This is a genomic window from Paenibacillus sp. J22P90, assembly GCF_059692195.1.
This window is the reverse complement of record NZ_JCAUAY010000004.1, coordinates 387,850-404,595: the sequence shown is the minus strand read 5'-3', so window position 1 is coordinate 404,595 and position 16,746 is coordinate 387,850. Positions and strand designations below refer to the sequence as shown.

The window sequence follows — 16,746 nt, the reverse complement described above, 5'->3', positions numbered from 1 at the left end:
CTGCATGTGGAAAATTGAAAAAAATAAACTAGCTATGGTCATTGCCATTGTACTCATTGCCTCTAATCTGCGGGCGCCATTAACGTCCATTAGTCCACTGCTGGAATCGATTAGTCAAAAGTTAAGCTTGTCACATCTTGTGGCAGGCACATTAACGACGCTGCCTCTAATGGCTTTTGCAGCTTTCTCTATCTTGTCGCCACGATTGGCCAATCGCTTTGGGCTGGAACGCGTGGTGTTGGCTGCATTATTCCTGCTAGCGTCAGGTCTTCTGCTGCGACCTTGGTCAGGTGTCAGTCTGCTTCTTGTCGGCACGACTATGGCCGGTATGGGTATCGCCGTTGGCAATGTCTTGCTGCCATCCTTGCTTAATCGTTATTTTCCAGACCGACTTGGATTTATGACCGGCATCTACACAGTCTCGATGAATCTAACAGGATCTATTGCTTCGGCCACAAGTATCCCAATTGCCAGATCTTTAGGCTGGGGATGGGAGAAAACGTTGGCCTTATGGGGATTCCTTGCCATTATAACCGCCTCGTATTGGTTGTATTGCATTCGAGCTCGTCGGCATGCAACGCAATCCGTTAATCAAAGTAAAGGTAAAGGTATATCCTTATGGCGATATAAACTGTCGTGGCAAATTACGTTGTATTTGGGACTGCAATCCTTCTTTTTCTATGTGGTCATGGCTTGGCTGCCCGATATTGCAGCGGAACGCGGAGTCGGGGCAGGCACCTCTGGTGTCATGGTCGCTTTAATGCAATTTGCCGGGCTTCCCTTTAATTTCGTAGTACCCTTGATTGCAGTTAAGGTAAAGAATCAACGCGTATTAGCGTTGACGAGTGCCGCCATGTCTATTGGCGGGGTTATTTGTTTATTTATGAATCATGCGGTGCTGCTTGCTTTAGGTGGCGCTCTCATCGGCAGTGCAGCCGGGTTTGCATTCAGTTTGACCATGATGTTCTTTAATTTACGAACGAACAGCACGCGTCAAGCAGCTGAAATATCCGGCATGGCGCAATCCATCGGGTATACGCTTGCTTGTACAGGACCAGCATTATTCGGCTGGCTGCATGATTTGAGCGGAGGCTGGCGTATGCCGCTTAGTGTGCTATTCGTAGCGATCATCGTGTTCTTATGGGCAGGGCTAGGTGCGGGAAGAAATATTCGACTTCCAGAAGAAGAGAGGTTATCTGCATGAATGTTGATGAAATTCGCGAAAATTTGGGTATTATCAGAACCGGCTCAGGCTCATGGCTGTTCGATGAAGACAGCGAACAAGTACGTAAGCGAATACTTACCGACGCTGCGTATTTGCCATTTCTGGAACAATTAGTCGCAGAAGGGGATCGATTTTTGCAGGCATCGATTCCCGATCTGCCTTGGTCGCTTTTCCGAAGAATTTGGGAGGATGGAAACCGCAAAACGTATGAAGCAGATTATTTCCATCGGAGACAACGATTAGCCGCATTAGGGTTGTTGAGTTGGCTATGGCCGGAGCGTGAAGACTATCGGGAAGGATTGTTAGACATCGTTTGGGCGATCTGCAACGAGTTTTCTTGGTGTGTTCCCGCACATTTTGAGAGCTTGCCAGGGAACGTAGCAATGAGGCAGTCTGTCCATGATCCGCACATTGGTAACCATGATCCGGCTTTAGGCATCGATCTTTTCGCAGCGGAAACAGCGTTTACGTTAGCTGAGATCCTTCAGCTTACGGGAGATTGGTGGCCGGAGGCTGTGCGTGGTCGTATTTATCGAGAAACGTATCGCCGAGTATTTATTCCCTATCTGCAAAACGATTATTTTTGGGAAGCTGTGCGCAATAATTGGGCGGCTGTGTGCGCTGGCTCGATTGCCGCAGCTGCCATTTATCTAATTGAAGATTCACAGGAGCTTGCCTTGGTATTGGAGAAAGCGCTCCCGATTCTTGATCTCTTCCTGGAAGGCTATGGAGATGACGGCGCCTGCTTGGAAGGCTATATGTATTGGAGTTATGGCTTTGGATACTATACGTATGCTGCACATCTCATAGAACGCAGGACGGCTGGAGGCATCAACCTTTTTAATCACCCAAAAGTGCAAGCGATTGCCTTATTTCAGCAAAAATGTTTTCTGACGGGAAGAAAGACGGTTAATTTCTCTGATTCGCAAGATGAAGCAGACGTGAATATCGGGCTGACACACGAATGGGCTAGAAGAGTACCTGAGCTTCATATCCCTGAATATAGCTTCGAGTGCAAACAGATTTACGATCATTGCGGACGCTTCGCGTCAGCGCTGCGTAAATTGATTTGGTTTGACTCAAACCTAAAAGGAACGGATTGGGAAGAAGCTTCCTATTATTTGCCGGATGCGCAGTGGGTCATTTCGCGTGTTCACCAACAAAATGGTAGCTTCTGTTTCGCTGCCAAAGGCGGTTACAATGATGAGCCGCATAATCATAATGACATTGGTCATTTTATTTTGACTGCAGGGGATGAAACGTTTCTTGCCGATATGGGCGCCGGTCTCTATACCAAACAGTATTTTAGTCCAGCTCGATACACGTTTATCGGCAATGGCGCGCAAGGGCATTCCATTCCACTGATCAATAATGAACTTCAGCTCACGGGCAAGGAGATTAAAGCAAAGGTGCTTGAGGCGAAAATCGGCCCCGATTGTGACCGGTTTACATTGGATCTGAGGGATACCTATGGGCAAGCGAATTTATACACATTTGAACGCAGCTGGACGTGGCAAAAGGATTGCAGTCCTCCTAGACTTCAACTGGAGGATCAATTCGAGTTTGGTGAAGGCACGAACTCGGTGAAGGAACGGTTTATTTGTGTCATGCAGCCTGAGATTTATGGGCAAGGGCGTGTCGAGCTGGAGGGTAGCCGATATAAGCTAGTCATTCAGTTTGATGAAACTTTCCTGGAACCGTCAGTGGAACCGTTGAACTTTATGAACCACTTTGGCAAGGAAGTGATGTTCTATGCGTTAGATTTTAATCAAAAGGAGATGGACAATGCTCAGCGTTTCCGCTTCGAACTTCACTTTGAAATCAAGTAGTTGGCAGCTGACACTTAGAATAGGTTACAAATTCGATGTTAATGTCATGTAATCATATAGTCGAAGCTAATTCGTAACTGTTAATATGTGGGTGATCTGAAAACGATTTCACTTGGAGGTGAGAAAATTACATATGAAAAAGGCGAGGAACAGCAAACTGACTATCGGTTTATGGTGTTTTATCTTGGTTCTGGCAGTCATTCTGCTATCTGGAAGCATCACGCTCAATCGAGATGACAGTTCTGATGCTGCAAGTGTTGCTTCCGTCAATGGCGAGGTTGTTGAAGCTAAAGAGTTTTCCGCATTTTTACTGGCGGAGCGCGCTAAGATCCTTGCCTATTTTCAGCATAAATATGGCGCAGATGATGGTCCGAAATTTTGGACAACGAGTTTTCAAGATGAAGTTCCTTTGGACAAAATAACAAAAGACGTGCTTCAAAAAGTGACGATGTTGAAACTCCAGCAATCGCTAGGCATACAGCATGGTCTGCTTCGAGATGCCAGTTATACGGCTTTTCTTGAAGAACTGCGGAGCGAAAATGAAAGAAGAACAAAGGATGCAGGAAGCGGTAAGCCAATCTATGGTCCGAAACGACTTGAGGAAAAAGTTTATTACGAGATGAGACAGTCACAATTGCTTCAAGACCTTAAGCGTAAGCTGAACAACAGTGCGGCAATCAAGGATGAAGAGATTCGTGCTTATTATAAGGAGAACAAACGGGATTTTGTGAAAGCAGGTTCGAGCAAGGTGAGAATGCTTTCTATATCCTATAGTTTAACGAACGAAGGAACATCCAAATCGACTGCAGAGCTTCTGATGAAGGATATCAACAAGAAATTGGAAGCAGGGGAAGATTTTACGGCAGTAACCGATTCGTATTGTAAAAATCAGCCCGCTATCTACACCTGCAAGGAACAAGTTTTCGACGCCACCACGGCCAGATTGGACGCAATGTCAGGTCCTGCCATCGCTTTAGCAGCGAAAGGTCTGCAAAAGGATGAAATTAGCGGCGTTATTGAGGAGAAGCAGACACTTAACCTACTAAAATGTGTGGAAAAACAAGCTGACATATTACTTCCACTGGATGAGGTGAAGAAGGGAATTGCACAAAAACTAGGCGATCAAGCGTTCGATCGGTTCCTTCAAGATCAAGCAAGTCATGCTGAGCTGATTGTAAATGATGAGAATGTAAAGTCCGTTGCAGCTAAAGTATTGCTCGATAAGTAAGGAAATTCGAGATAATGACGAGGTGGCAGAATGAGAAAACTAGTAACAATTCTTACATTGGCAGCTCTCTTATTCAGCATGGTTCCTATAGCAACTCATGAGGCCGAGGCCGCAACTGTAACTGTTTTATCGGAGAACTTCGAAAGTACAACTGTTGGTCAAGTTCCGGCGGGTTGGGTTGCCTCAGCAAGTCCCAATTTAGTCAGTGTTGTGGCAGATACATATGGAAACCGCTCATTGTCCACGACTGAAAATAATAATGGTACTGCCAACACAGCTACCTACAACTTTGCTACACCCATAACTACTTCGTTTAGCGCAGATTTGCGTGCGAAGACGAGTACAATTAACGGAGACTTCGAAGGTTACTTCTTTGCTCTGAAGGATGGGAGTGGCGCGAAAGTAGTCGAGCTATTATTTTACAACAACACGATTTCGCGCAGAACAACAGGTGCAACGGATAAGACCACAGTCAAGTCCGGCATTGTGGCGAATCAGTGGTACAACATTCATGTGGATGTTGATATGGTGGCCAAGAAATATAGTGTAGCGATTGATGGTGTACCGATTACTTCTGCTGCAAATATTTCACTTTACACGCCGACTGCGACTGAAGTATCCCAGTATGCGTTTTCTTCGTACCGGTATCGAGCAGGCACAACCGCCGTGGACGATATCGTCATTGTTAAAGAAACGGGAGGCGTCCCAACAAACCAAGCTCCCTCAGCAGTAACATTAAATGTGTATGGCACGCCTATACTTGGGAATACGTTAACTGGCGACTACATCTTCAGCGATGCGGAATCGGATCCTGAAGGAACGTCGATCTACAAGTGGTATCGGGGCACACAAGCAAATGGTTCGGATAGAACAGCTATTGCGAATGCAGTGAATACCGACTATACAATTGTGGCGGAAGATATCGGCAAGTTTTTATTTTTTGGTGTGACACCGGTTGCACAACAAGGGACGCCAACTGGCACGCATGTCGTAAGCACTGGTGTCTATGTTTCTCAGCCGCCTACATCCCCACAGGCGGGAACTGTGGTCGGCAATACGATTGCTTTTGACAGCACTAATCGGTTTATTGATGATTTGACTAATTTCTCAAAAGTGTTCAGTTACAAAGGAACGTCCATTAACAGTGGCGGTGCGGTTGGCGTGGCTGGCGATTTCTCCTACTATGCCGGTGCGAACGACTTTAAGTCTTTGGATATGGAAGTTACCTATAACAAATGGACGCTGAACTTTACGGCTCAAAATGAACTGTCCGTCTTTGAAGCGGTGTACAACAGCCAGACAGGTACTTTTGAGAACGGCAAGAAAGTGACCCTACTTCGTAAGCTTCGTCCGGAACTCATGACATCTGGTGTTCAGTATGTGAAAGCGACATACTCGACGGCTGAACCGATTACACCAGGAACCAAATATCTCCGTGCCATCTTACCACAATCTGGATTTTATGGAGATTCAGCTACAGCAAATGACTTTAGAATTGATCAAATTACCATCGAAAGTTCCCTGTCAACGACTGCACCATTGGGTGGTTATTTGATTGATGATGCATCTAGTTTCGCCATGTACACAGCGGGGAGTGATACGAGCAATCTGCAAGTGATCAATCCAACGAATATAGCGGATATTCGAACTTTTGGTACAACTTCTTATATAAAACGTAAGGATCCGACGGTTGCCTCAATGATGACGTATGCAGCCCCAGCTGGTAAGGATTTCAAAAATGCTTACGTTGAAGGCTATTATTTCGGCAATGTGCCTAGCAGCCAAGCCATGGAGATCTGGACTTCGACCAATGGCACTGATTTTACGGTTTACAATATCGCAGGTGTTTATAAGCATCCTGCTTTCGGATCGTTAGCCAATAACAGCATTCCAGATGTTCTGCAGGCGAATTATTTGCCGCCAGGAGTGAAATTCGTAAGAGTGAAGCTCATTGGAAATATAGCAAATGGGTTCCCTTACGTGACGAAGATGGCTTTCGGCTATGGTGCGGAAGTTGTTGTAGCTCCGATTGATACCGATATTCTGATCAAACAGGCATCAGGAGAAATCGTCTTAGACGGTGTGGTTGACACCGATTCGAACGGAAATCCGACTGGTGAATGGGCAGGTAGCGAGCTGCTGCGCATTGCAGGCGTAACCGATAATAACGGGGATAAGCACAGTGCGGACATTTATTTTAAATATGATGAGAGGAAGCTGTATCTCGGAGCCAAAATCAAAGATCCAACACCGATGATTAACACCAAAACGGGGACCGGCATTTGGAATGGTGACGTGCTGGAATTGTTTATGGGCGCGGAGGACCTGGATTATTTCTTGTATCCGGATAAAAAGAGTACAATGCTGCCTACTGATATTCAGCTGGTACTCGGAAGCGGAATTGATTTTGGTTATCAATCTTACATGTCCATTAATGGCGTAAACTCCAAACCGTCCGTCTTCATGGAGCTTAAGAAGGACACGGATGGAAAAGGGTACACGATGGAAGTGGCCATACCTCTGCATGCATTAAATTTGTCTCAGCCATGGACGGGAAAACCATTTATTCTGAATGCTTTCCTCAGCGACGGTGGCTTTGCCAGCCGTGGACAATGGGGCTGGACGATTAATGGCGAGGTGAACAAGAAGGTAAGAGGAAACTTTGGTAAGATTGCCTTTGAGCCATCGACGCCGCCTGTATCAGAAATGAATTTAACGACGATCGTAGATCCGAGCACACAATTCGTAACCGTGAGCGGACAAACGTTGAATCTGCAAAACAAATATGTGACGATGGCGATGCAAAATGCTACCGGGACAACGATCGCGTTGGATCAAACCGTGAGCAATGAAGCTGGTAACTTTACGTTCCAGTTCGATTTAAACCGTTTGGCGAACAGAAAAGGATCGTACACGGTTAAAGTTGGCGGCCAAGGTATCCAAGTTCCGCAAACAGCGGCCTTTACAGTAGGTGATGCTACTTCGACCATCTCACCACTTACGGCTTCGTTTGATAAGAACGTTTCCAAGCAAGCTGACGTAAACGTTGATATGAACTTGTATGGGAATACGCTGACAGCGATCAAGAATGGAACTTATCTCCTTGCTGCAGGTACGGATTATGTCGTGAACGGAACTCATGTTGTTTTGTCCAAGACGTACCTCGCGACTTTGCCAATAGGCAACGCGACGTTCTCTTTCGAATTCAGCGCAGGAGCTGCTTCTACGTTGAGCTTGCAGGTAATTAACACGATTTATTCAGAAGAAAATGTGAGTATCGTCGTTAATTCCAATGCGCTCCAGATTAGCATTCCAGCGGAAACCTTTAGTGCCAAAGGAAAGAAAAAGTTTGATATCAAGTCGGATGAGCTAAACGTGAGCATTCCATCAGAAGTGGTTAAACAAGTAGCTGCTTTGACAACAGGATCAGCATGGAACAATGCTGTGGCGACATTTAGCATCACGCCGCTTGCTGCACCTGAGTTTCAAGGTATTGCTAAAGTAAGCAGTGAAAACTACAATTTCGTTGTGACCCTGACAAGTCCAACTGGCCAGAGTCTTAGCGTGACTCAATTTGATGAGCCGATCACACTTCGTCTGGATCTCAAGGGCAATGCGGCGGCGAAGCGGGCGGCTATTGACTACATTTTGGCATATGGCCTATTGTCCTACATCGGCGGCCAATGAGGAGGGTAACCATGAATTTTAAACGTCAAATTGTACAGATGATTTCCATAGTCATGGCGGCAATTATGCTGCTAGGCGTATGGGGAGCTGTCGGTCCTGTTAATCGTGCCTATGCTGACGGAGTTACCTACTATATTGATGCCGTAAACGGAAATGACAGTAGTAACGGAACGAGTGAAGCGACAGCTTGGAAGAGCTTAACGAAGGTAAACAACAAGACCAATTTTCAACCTGGCGATCATATTTTGTTCAAATCTGGCGGTTCCTGGTCGGGTTCGTTGAAGCTGAAAAGCTCAGGAGCAGAAGGTAATCCAATTGTTGTAGGCAAATATGGGGATGGTCCTACGCCGATCATCAACGCTAATGCCGCTTATGCAGCCATTGATCTGGAAAACATTCAGTATATCACGCTGCAGGATCTGGAGTTAACGAACTTTAATCCAGCGGCTCCGGATGATTACAAAACAGGTTTTTACAGAAGAAGCGGAATCTGGATTAAGTCATTTCATAATGGACCTATGAATGATATTACGATTCGTAATATGGATATTCATGATGTCACAGGGATGAATTTGACAGGCGAAGCGACGACCACGACTACAGATGGTAAGGATAAAGGGGTTAACAAAAATGCGAACGCCGGTATCCAAATCGAAGCTTGGGAATTTGAAACCGGTAAGCCCAAAGCATATATTGACGGCTTGACGCTTGAAAACAATTATATTCATGATCTGGCGGTCATAGGGGTTAATATTACAGCCTTCTCCAATGATGTCGCGTATTTCAACAAAAATGTCACGATTAGAGGCAACACGGTATCAAATACCGGAGCTGACGGCATCATTGTAGGGGTTTCAGTCAATCCATTGATTGAGCATAATATCAGTTTGGATGCGGGTGCCTATGCCCCTGGTATCAAATGGATTGCAGGTATCTGGGTATGGAGAACCGACCGAGCGCTCGTGCAATTTAACGAGGTAGGCCGTACACGCGCAGAGATCAAAGCGGATTCGGATTCTGCTGCATTTGACACGGATCTGGCTACGCGAGGCGATCATATTTTCCAATATAACTACACCCATGACAATGCGGGCGGATTCTTCATGGATATGGGACAGTTGAAAGGCGGTATCAACATCCTACGCTATAACATCAGTCAGAACGATAAGCGTGATGGATGGCATAGCTACACGATGAACATCAACGACCCAGGAATCTACTACAACAACGTCTTCTATAATGATCTAGGCATAGGGTTCCAAATGAAAAATAATCCGAATGCCACGTATATGAATAACGTTTTCTATGTAACTGGGCCATCACCCGTCACAGAAACGTATCCGACAGGACCCAAATTCCTGTCCAACGCTTTCTATGGCAAAGCCGCACCGACACATGGAAAGAATAACGTCGTCGGTAATCCAGGCTTCGTAGATCCGGGTAAAGGTGTGGACGGTTACAACACGGTAGAGGGTTATAAGTTGAAGCCTGATTCACCGTTAATTGGAGCGGGTGCTGTGGTCGCTAACAACGGGGGAAGAGACTTCTGGAACAATCCGATTTACCGAGGATTGCCGGATATCGGAGCTTTCGAAGATTCGTCTACAGCAATCAATGACACAATTGCTCCAGCAAAACCGACGACGGTGGCCGTGAAGGATTTCCAAGATTCGACCGTAACCTTGACATGGGCAGCTTCTGAAAATGGCGTGGAACTCGATGCGGATATATATAACGCAGCGAACAATCAATTGCTCACTTCCGTGATCGCGAGCAATGAAGCGACAGTGACAGGACTCACACCAGATACGGATTACAATCTCTATGTGGTGGCTAAAGACAGGAATTGGAATCTGTCTGAGCCGAGCGCAAGCGTTGCCGTAAAAACGCGCAAGTCCGTCATCGTCGATGATCCGCAGTCTGTGAAGGTCGGCACCTGGACGGCTTCAACAGGAACCAATTCCTTTAATAACAGCTTTGTGAAGATTGCAGCTGGATCAGGAACAAACTCGGTCAAATGGACGCCTCAGGTTACGATCCCTGGTTTTTACGCTGTGTATTACTATCTGCCGGACGGGGGATCATCCAGAGCGGGGAATGCAAAGTACACGGTCGCCTCTGCAACTGGTTCAAAAACCTATACGGCCGATCAAAGGCCAGTAAGAGGCGGAACCTGGAATATACTCGGCATCCATAGCTTTAGTGCAGGTACTTCAGGTTACGTTCAATTGAACGATGCTGCAAATGGCGAGGTCGTAGCGGATGCGATTAAGCTCGTGTATTTAGAAGGCTTTGGCTTAGAGGATATCGCTCGGATTCAGCTATTCTCCTCGAAGCTGCAGCTGCGCGTAGGAGAATCCACTAGATTCTCCGTGACGGGCACAGATAGCGAGGGGCAAGCGGTAGAGCTGCCTACGGATTCACCGGAGCTGACGTACATCGTAGACGATCCGACTATTGCAACGATCAGCGGTGGATCTATCATTGGGCTTGCTGATGGTGTAACGCGTTTCCATGCCAAATTTAATTATAATGGCCGCATTACCGAAAGCAATTCGGTTGAAGTGATCGTCGGACCGAAGATGAGCGTGGATACACCTGTGTTTACGGATGCAAATGGTCAAGAATTAACCGAGATGACGGCGGGCACGATTACGGTATCATCCAGAATTATTAACTCGTCCGATAAGCACTTGAACGCAACGTTAATTGTCGCCTTGTACGGTCCTTCCGGCATCGTGGAAACGAAGAGTCAGGAGGTTGTATTGAACAAATACGACAATAATACGTTAACTGTGTCGATTACGACGCCAGAATCGGTAGAAGGCTATTCGATCAAAGCGTTTATTTGGGATAATCTCATCGATATGTCGGCATTAACTGATTTGGTGATTTTGCAATAAGGGATTAGAGAATAGAATGTAGAGGGAACCGTCTTCGGGCGGTTCTCTTACAAAAAAACCAAAGTTTTACAAATGGGAAATTATAGAAAAATGATCAGGAAGTGGACACGATGTTTACCTATAAAGATTCTACTTTACTCGCACCATCGCTAGATTTGGAGGGAACTTCGGGTCAGCCTTTGTTAAGAGGCTTCGGAGTAATGGTTACTTTGGATGGTGAAGCACCCAAGAGGCTTATGTATCAAGCTTGCGATACAAGATGTGGTGTGAACAAACTTGGGTCTTATGATGAGTATACATTGAAATTTGAAAATGAAGCGGAAGTATCTGTATCAATATCGTTGCGGTGTTACAGCGATATTGTCCTTGGTTTTGTAGCGGGGCAGATTCATAGTGAGAACTCGTTCATGCGGAGGAAGTCGTTCGCGGGCAAACAGGGAATCGCAATTACAATAGATCAAATTGAAGCGATCAGCGGCCTTATGGCAAATTATCAGCACAGTGACTGGTGGACTCGGCCACATTTTGATACAGATCCTGCCAAGCTGCCTGCTCAGACAATTTCACTGCTTTGGGAGACTGATGCAGCTTACTATCGATTGTTGCCGGTTTGCGGTCCCGTGTGTCGAACCGATCTTCAAGGTGGAGGCGGCTCGTCGGCGCAGGGCTTCTCAATCATTCTGTCTTCCTACCAGGGCGGTTTGCAGAGAAATGAAGCACTAGCTTTCGGCTTGGGGGTCGGGTCAGATCCATTCATATTGTCGGATCGCACAACGGAAGCTGCGCTGATGGAGCTGGACTATCCAGTCCTCCCGCGCGAGCGCAAAACGTATCCTGAAGTGTTGGATTACTTGGGGTGGTGCAGCTGGGACGCCTTTTATCAGAAGGTGGATGAGCAAGGTGTATTGGCGAAAGCCGTGGAGTTTAACCAATTGGGACTCCCGGTTCGCTGGATGATGATTGATGACGGCTGGTCGACATCGTCGGACGGGAAGCTGCAGGCATTTGAAGCCAATTCCGACAAGTTTCCAGAGGGGCTGTCCCATACAGTCTCTTTGTTAAAAGAACAGCACGGTGTAAAGTGGGTCGGTGTTTGGCATACGATTGTTGGCTACTGGTGTGGAATCCATCCGGAGAGTGCGATAGCGAAGTCGCTAAGTCAATACTTATACAGCACGCCAGATGGCAGTCTAATTCCTTATCCGGATCCGGCTTTGGGCTTCGGTTTTTGGCATGCGTGGCATGGGTATCTTAGCAACCAGGGCATAGATTTCGTCAAGATCGACAGTCAGGCTGCCATTAACAACTTCCTGCAATACGATCGGTCCATTGGTGCATCAGCATCCGCTGCTCATCAAGCTATAGAGGCCTCCGTTGCGCTTCATTTTAATTTGACGATGATCAATTGTATGGGATTGGGCGCTGAAAATATATGGCATCGCCCCAAATCTGCCGTATCGCGCAACAGTGATGATTTTATGCCTAAGATTAGGCACGGTTTTCGTGAGCATGCCCTGCAGAACGCCTACAATTCCTACTATCACAGCCCCTTCTATTGGGGGGATTGGGATATGTTTTGGACGATCAATCATGACGATATGCAAAATTCAGTACTAAGAGCAATCAGTGGCGGGCCTGTCTATATCAGCGATGCGCTAGGGAAGACAGATCCAAGTAAGCTGCTGCCGCTTGTCTATCACGATGGCAAGCTGATTCGATGTGAGCAAATCGCGTTGCCTACGCCAGATTGCTTGATGAAGGATCCAACGCGTGACGGAATTCCGCTGAAGTTATGGAATTATGCAGGCGATGCGGGAATTGTCGCTGCTTTCCATATTGAGGAAGAAGAGATCGAGTTGAGAAGCACTGTATCAGCGGCAGATATATCCGGATTTTCGGAAAAACGTGTTGTCCTCTACGAACATTTCTCTCAGGAAAGCAGAGTGCTGGCAGCGGGCGAAAGCTTCCCATTTGTCCTGCAACCAGAGGAATGTAAGCTGTTTGTACTTGTAGAGATCAAAGGCAAGGTGACGCCGCTAGGATTATTGAACAAGTATGCGTCCCCGCATGCGGTCATCGGGCAGCGGAGCCTGTCGGGCAGAGAAATCATCAGACTGCGAGAAGGCGGCAAATTTGCTTTTTACTCGGAACAAGTCTCGTTTCAGGTGTTAGTCGATGGGGTGGAGAAGCCGTCAATTCCCATGGGGAATGATGTGTATGTAGTCGAGTGCGGCGAGGTGCGGCAAGAGTTGATGATTGAGATTGTTTGGGGTTAAGGGATCGTGGAGAGGACAAGAAAACCTGCAGATTATATTGCAGGTTTTCTTTAGTTAGAGGAGTTAGTCGATGAAACCGGCTAACTGGCCTGTGAGAGCGGCTATGATGCAGGAGTTAGTCTATGAAATCGACTAACTCTCCAGCGAGAGCGGTCTAAATGCTGCTGTATTTTATACTTACACTGCATTAGTCAATATTATCCGCAATCAACCCAGCGCGGCTAAGTGGAAGGCCCGCTTGATAAATATGTCCCACATCGCCGACGCCGTAACAGCGCGGCACTGCCCATCCATGTCCGCGTTCTTCCATGACGATAGTCGTGACGGAGCTTGGCGCAATCCAAAAGCCTGCCCAAACCATCGGCAAAGGAAGCTCTAGGAGATGAGACAGCCAGGCTAAGCCAAAGCCAAGGTGGCAGAACACGGCGATCGTGTCTCGATTGGACTCGACGATGCGATAGCGACCGCCTTCACGTTGGTAGCCGTTCTCTTCAAAGAATCGATCCGAATTGTCACGGATTTCTTGGAATTTATCTTGGAAAGCTGGGACGTCAAACGGTGGCAGCTGATGCCAGTTCTCGCTGGAAGGATACGGACGATGTTCACGAATCCACGAGTTATCGGAATTCCACGCGACAGCTTTATTCCCTGTAGGCTGCTGGATATCCCATCCATCGAGCTCTGCTGTCCAAGGCAGCAAGCTGGGCTGAATCCCCATGGCATCCGCGGTGTACTGCATCGTATGTATAGCTCTGCCAAGGGGGGAATGATAAATTCTGTCGATTTTAGTTCCACTCAGTCGTGTGGCTAATGCTTGAGCTTCCAAATGTCCGGGCGGGGTGATGGTATTGTTCGGGTAGTCCGGCTCCGCATGTCGAATAATATAAATTTTCATAAGGGCCTCCAATTCATCTCATATACAAAATTTAGTATAGGCGCCTGTTACCTGCTTAGCAATAGGATGAAAAAACTCGCGTTTATGCAAAAATTCAAGTTTCAATAGGCTCCGGAAAAAGAATATTCGAAGCTTGTGTCGAAGTAATGTGTAGCAATATTTGGAAACGAGGTGCCTGATGCTGATTTATCAAACAGAGACTCTACATGTTCGCGAGCTTGAACCCAGCGACAAGAAATGGTTACTGAAATGGCTTACTGACCCCAAGGTATTAACCTACTATGCAGGCAGAGACAGCCCCCACGATATGCAGAGGGTGGAGGACGATTTTTATCCGGAAGATGCGGAGACCCGTTGCCTCATCATTTATCAAGATCAGCCGATCGGCTACATTCAATTTTATGAGCTGGGTGAAGAGGAACGTCTCACATATGGATATGCTGACCCAACCGATAAGATCTATGGTACGGACCAATTCATCGGGGAAACCGCTTATTGGGATAAGGGGATCGGTAAACAGCTTGTTACTTCGATGCTGGATTATCTACTCGGAGTCATGAAGGCAGACCGTGTTGTGATGGATCCCCAGCAGTGGAATGTTCGAGCAATTTCGTGCTATGAACGTTGCGGCTTTAAGAAAGTAAAGGCATTGCCAGCTCATGAGATGCACGAGGGCGAGCTTCGGGATTGTTGGTTGATGGAGCATTCGCGGATTATGCGGGTCAGAGATGCTGAAAGACAATATCATGAAGCTTGTTATGAAAATTACACCTTATTTGAACAAGGCTCATGGCTGGCGAATCCTGTGAAAACAGTGATGGATCAAATACCTCATTTTGAGGCATATGACGAAGTGTCAGTTCTGGATCTGGGCTGTGGGGTTGGACGAAACAGCATTCCGATGGCGCAGGCCTTAACTTCTAAAAGAGTGAAAATTGTCTGCGTAGACATTATGCAATCCGCGCTAGATAAGTTGCTGTCATATAGCGAGCAGTACGGCGTTCGTCAAAAAATGGAAGCAAATTGTTCAGACATAGGAGACTATGAAATTCCGTCTGAAGCTTTCGATTATATCGTCGCGGTATCGACTTTAGAACATGTAGACTCGGAGCAAACCTTCGAACAAGTTCTAACTAGGATTGCTAATGGCACAAAAGTTAACGGCATTAATTGTCTGATCGTGAACTCGAATGTCGAGGAAATTGATGTGCTAACAGGGGAATCGTTAACTCCATTCATCGAACTAAATATGAAGACGGATCACTTACAAAACCTATTAAGTAAGCACTTCGCAAACTGGCAAGTTGTATTTACGACCGTAAAAAAGTTATCATTTCCAATAGAGCGCAATGGCAAAAAAATCCTGCTCAAAACAGATTGTCTCACCTATGTCGTGTGTAAAAACTAAAGGAGGTTTCCTACAATGCCCCCCATACTTAATCAAATTGGCACCGTATTTATCCCTGTTCAAAATATTGAAAAATCACGTGATTGGTATTGCGAACTCTTAGGTCTTCCGAGTGATGGCGAGATTCTTCACGGACATTTGTATGTGTTACCGATGCAAGGGACAAGTATCGTGCTGGAAAGCAAGATATTCGCAGAAGATCACGTTTTTAGAGCTCCAGCGTTTCATTTCAATTCGAATGATATCGAGGCTGCCTATCGGTATTGTCAGGATAAAAAGGTCGAGTTATTGACTGGCATCGAGCACGGTCATTGGTTTAATTTCAAGGATCCCGATGGGAATATCCTTATGATCTGTAGGTGTTAGCGGCATGGAATTGGAAAGCGTCTATATTACATATAAGCCGTTATTATTTTCGGTTGCGTACCGCATGTTGGGTTCGGTATCCGATGCTGAGGATATGCTGCAGGATATGTTTATCATGTTGCAGCAGACGGACACGGATCATGTCACGAATTTGAAATCGTATTTAGTCAAAATGGTAACCAACCGCTGCCTGAATTACTTGAATTCGGCCAGCAAACAAAGAGAAACCTACATAGGCTCATGGCTGCCTGAGCCCAAAGTTACCGCATCCCGTGAGGATCCCGTGGGAAGCGTGGTACAAGACGAAACGATATCCTATGCATTTCTAGTGTTGTTGCAAGAATTGTCAGCGGTGGAGCGGGCTGTCTTCGTGCTGAGAGAAGTGCTCGGTTACGAGTATGACGAGGTCGCAGGCATGCTCCAAAAAACGGAAGCGAACTGCCGCAAAATTTATAGCCGCGCAAAGAGTAAGCTCGGTCATTCTTCAGAGAATGAAGAAACAACGCTAGGTGAGACGGAACCACTCGTGACGAAGTTCCTTCATGCTGTGGAAACAGGCAACTTCCAAGATTTTGTCTCCTTATTAATGGAAGATGCCGTGATGGTATCTGATGGAGGCGGCAAAGTGCGCGCTGCCATCCAACCCATTTATGGGAAACAGCGGATTGCTGCATTTTTTGAAGGGGTCCATACCAAAGGGTCACTGCAAGGGCAATGGATATCTACTACAATCAATGGCCAGACAGGACTTGTTCAAATGGTGGATCAACGGCTTCAAATGGTAATCCTGTTTGACCTAGCTATGGGACAGCAGCAATCTAGCCACATGTATCTCATTCGTAATCCAGATAAATTGCAAAAAATTTATTCTGAGCTATAATGTCACAAAACATCCTCCTCATTTGTCTTAATAGCGAAAAGAAAAAAGA

The 16,746-nt window shown here is 46.4% G+C and carries 10 protein-coding genes; 9 read left to right on the top strand and 1 reads right to left on the bottom strand.

Going from position 1 to position 16,746, the window contains the following annotated elements; translation table 11 throughout:
- The first annotated feature begins 4 nt into the window (after nucleotides 1-4).
- The 6 genes from AC58UX_RS16125 to AC58UX_RS16100 all read left to right on the top strand — a co-directional run bounded on the left by AC58UX_RS16125 (nucleotide 5) and on the right by AC58UX_RS16100 (nucleotide 13,148).
- Entirely contained in the window at nucleotides 5-1,204 is a 1,200-nt protein-coding gene (locus AC58UX_RS16125; RefSeq protein ID WP_497254409.1) for a CynX/NimT family MFS transporter, read from the top strand.
- The gene (locus AC58UX_RS16120) at nucleotides 1,201-3,054 is read left to right on the top strand and encodes a heparinase II/III family protein (RefSeq protein ID WP_497254407.1); all 1,854 of its coding nucleotides are present in this window, start codon (nucleotides 1,201-1,203) and stop codon (nucleotides 3,052-3,054) included. The genes AC58UX_RS16125 and AC58UX_RS16120 overlap by 4 nt, the downstream gene beginning before the upstream one ends.
- Before the next feature lie 133 nt (nucleotides 3,055-3,187).
- Complete coding sequence (locus AC58UX_RS16115; RefSeq protein ID WP_497254405.1) at nucleotides 3,188-4,282, top strand: peptidyl-prolyl cis-trans isomerase; 1,095 nt, start codon at nucleotides 3,188-3,190, stop codon at nucleotides 4,280-4,282.
- 30 nt (nucleotides 4,283-4,312) lie between these two features.
- Nucleotides 4,313-7,969 (top strand): X2-like carbohydrate binding domain-containing protein, encoded by a 3,657-nt coding sequence (locus AC58UX_RS16110; protein WP_497254403.1) that lies wholly within the window; start codon nucleotides 4,313-4,315, stop codon nucleotides 7,967-7,969.
- Nucleotides 7,970-7,980: 11 nt separating this feature from the next.
- Nucleotides 7,981-10,872, top strand: a complete 2,892-nt coding sequence (locus AC58UX_RS16105; RefSeq protein WP_497254401.1) for a golvesin C-terminal-like domain-containing protein — start codon at nucleotides 7,981-7,983, stop codon at nucleotides 10,870-10,872.
- A gap of 110 nt (nucleotides 10,873-10,982) precedes the next feature.
- Nucleotides 10,983-13,148, top strand: coding sequence for a Sip1-related alpha-galactosidase (locus AC58UX_RS16100; RefSeq protein ID WP_497254399.1), 2,166 nt, complete (start codon nucleotides 10,983-10,985; stop codon nucleotides 13,146-13,148).
- Nucleotides 13,149-13,335: 187 nt separating this feature from the next.
- Here the strand turns inward: AC58UX_RS16100 and AC58UX_RS16095 are convergent, their stop codons facing one another.
- A complete protein-coding gene (locus AC58UX_RS16095; protein WP_497254397.1) occupies nucleotides 13,336-14,043 on the bottom strand; it encodes a histidine phosphatase family protein in 708 nt (235 codons plus the stop codon).
- 178 nt (nucleotides 14,044-14,221) lie between these two features.
- On the opposite strand from AC58UX_RS16095, the gene AC58UX_RS16090 reads away from it, so the two are divergent.
- Genes AC58UX_RS16090 through AC58UX_RS16080 form a run of 3 tightly spaced genes read left to right on the top strand, consistent with a single transcriptional unit; the run spans nucleotide 14,222 to nucleotide 16,697 of the window.
- Nucleotides 14,222-15,451 carry a GNAT family N-acetyltransferase gene (locus tag AC58UX_RS16090; RefSeq protein ID WP_497254395.1) on the top strand — a complete coding sequence of 410 codons (1,230 nt, stop codon included), beginning with the start codon at nucleotides 14,222-14,224 and terminating at the stop codon, nucleotides 15,449-15,451.
- Nucleotides 15,452-15,466: 15 nt separating this feature from the next.
- Nucleotides 15,467-15,817, top strand: a complete 351-nt coding sequence (locus AC58UX_RS16085) for a VOC family protein (protein WP_497254393.1) — start codon at nucleotides 15,467-15,469, stop codon at nucleotides 15,815-15,817.
- A 4-nt stretch (nucleotides 15,818-15,821) separates the two neighbouring features.
- Nucleotides 15,822-16,697 (top strand): RNA polymerase sigma-70 factor, encoded by an 876-nt coding sequence (locus AC58UX_RS16080; RefSeq protein ID WP_497254391.1) that lies wholly within the window; start codon nucleotides 15,822-15,824, stop codon nucleotides 16,695-16,697.
- Nucleotides 16,698-16,746 lie beyond the last annotated feature (49 nt).

What these genes read in the sequence shown, in the direction of transcription:
- AC58UX_RS16120 (WP_497254407.1), top strand. Translation starts at nt 1,201, where the DNA reads ATGAATGTTGATGAAATTCGCGAAAATTTGGGTATTATCAGAACCGGC.
- AC58UX_RS16090 (WP_497254395.1), top strand. Translation starts at nt 14,222, where the DNA reads ATGCTGATTTATCAAACAGAGACTCTACATGTTCGCGAGCTTGAACCC.
- AC58UX_RS16100 (WP_497254399.1), top strand. Translation starts at nt 10,983, where the DNA reads ATGTTTACCTATAAAGATTCTACTTTACTCGCACCATCGCTAGATTTG.
- AC58UX_RS16080 (WP_497254391.1), top strand. Translation starts at nt 15,822, where the DNA reads ATGGAATTGGAAAGCGTCTATATTACATATAAGCCGTTATTATTTTCG.
- AC58UX_RS16095 (WP_497254397.1), bottom strand. Translation starts at nt 14,043, where the DNA reads ATGAAAATTTATATTATTCGACATGCGGAGCCGGACTACCCGAACAAT.
- AC58UX_RS16085 (WP_497254393.1), top strand. Translation starts at nt 15,467, where the DNA reads ATGCCCCCCATACTTAATCAAATTGGCACCGTATTTATCCCTGTTCAA.
- AC58UX_RS16115 (WP_497254405.1), top strand. Translation starts at nt 3,188, where the DNA reads ATGAAAAAGGCGAGGAACAGCAAACTGACTATCGGTTTATGGTGTTTT.
- AC58UX_RS16105 (WP_497254401.1), top strand. Translation starts at nt 7,981, where the DNA reads ATGAATTTTAAACGTCAAATTGTACAGATGATTTCCATAGTCATGGCG.
- AC58UX_RS16110 (WP_497254403.1), top strand. Translation starts at nt 4,313, where the DNA reads ATGAGAAAACTAGTAACAATTCTTACATTGGCAGCTCTCTTATTCAGC.
- AC58UX_RS16125 (WP_497254409.1), top strand. Translation starts at nt 5, where the DNA reads ATGTGGAAAATTGAAAAAAATAAACTAGCTATGGTCATTGCCATTGTA.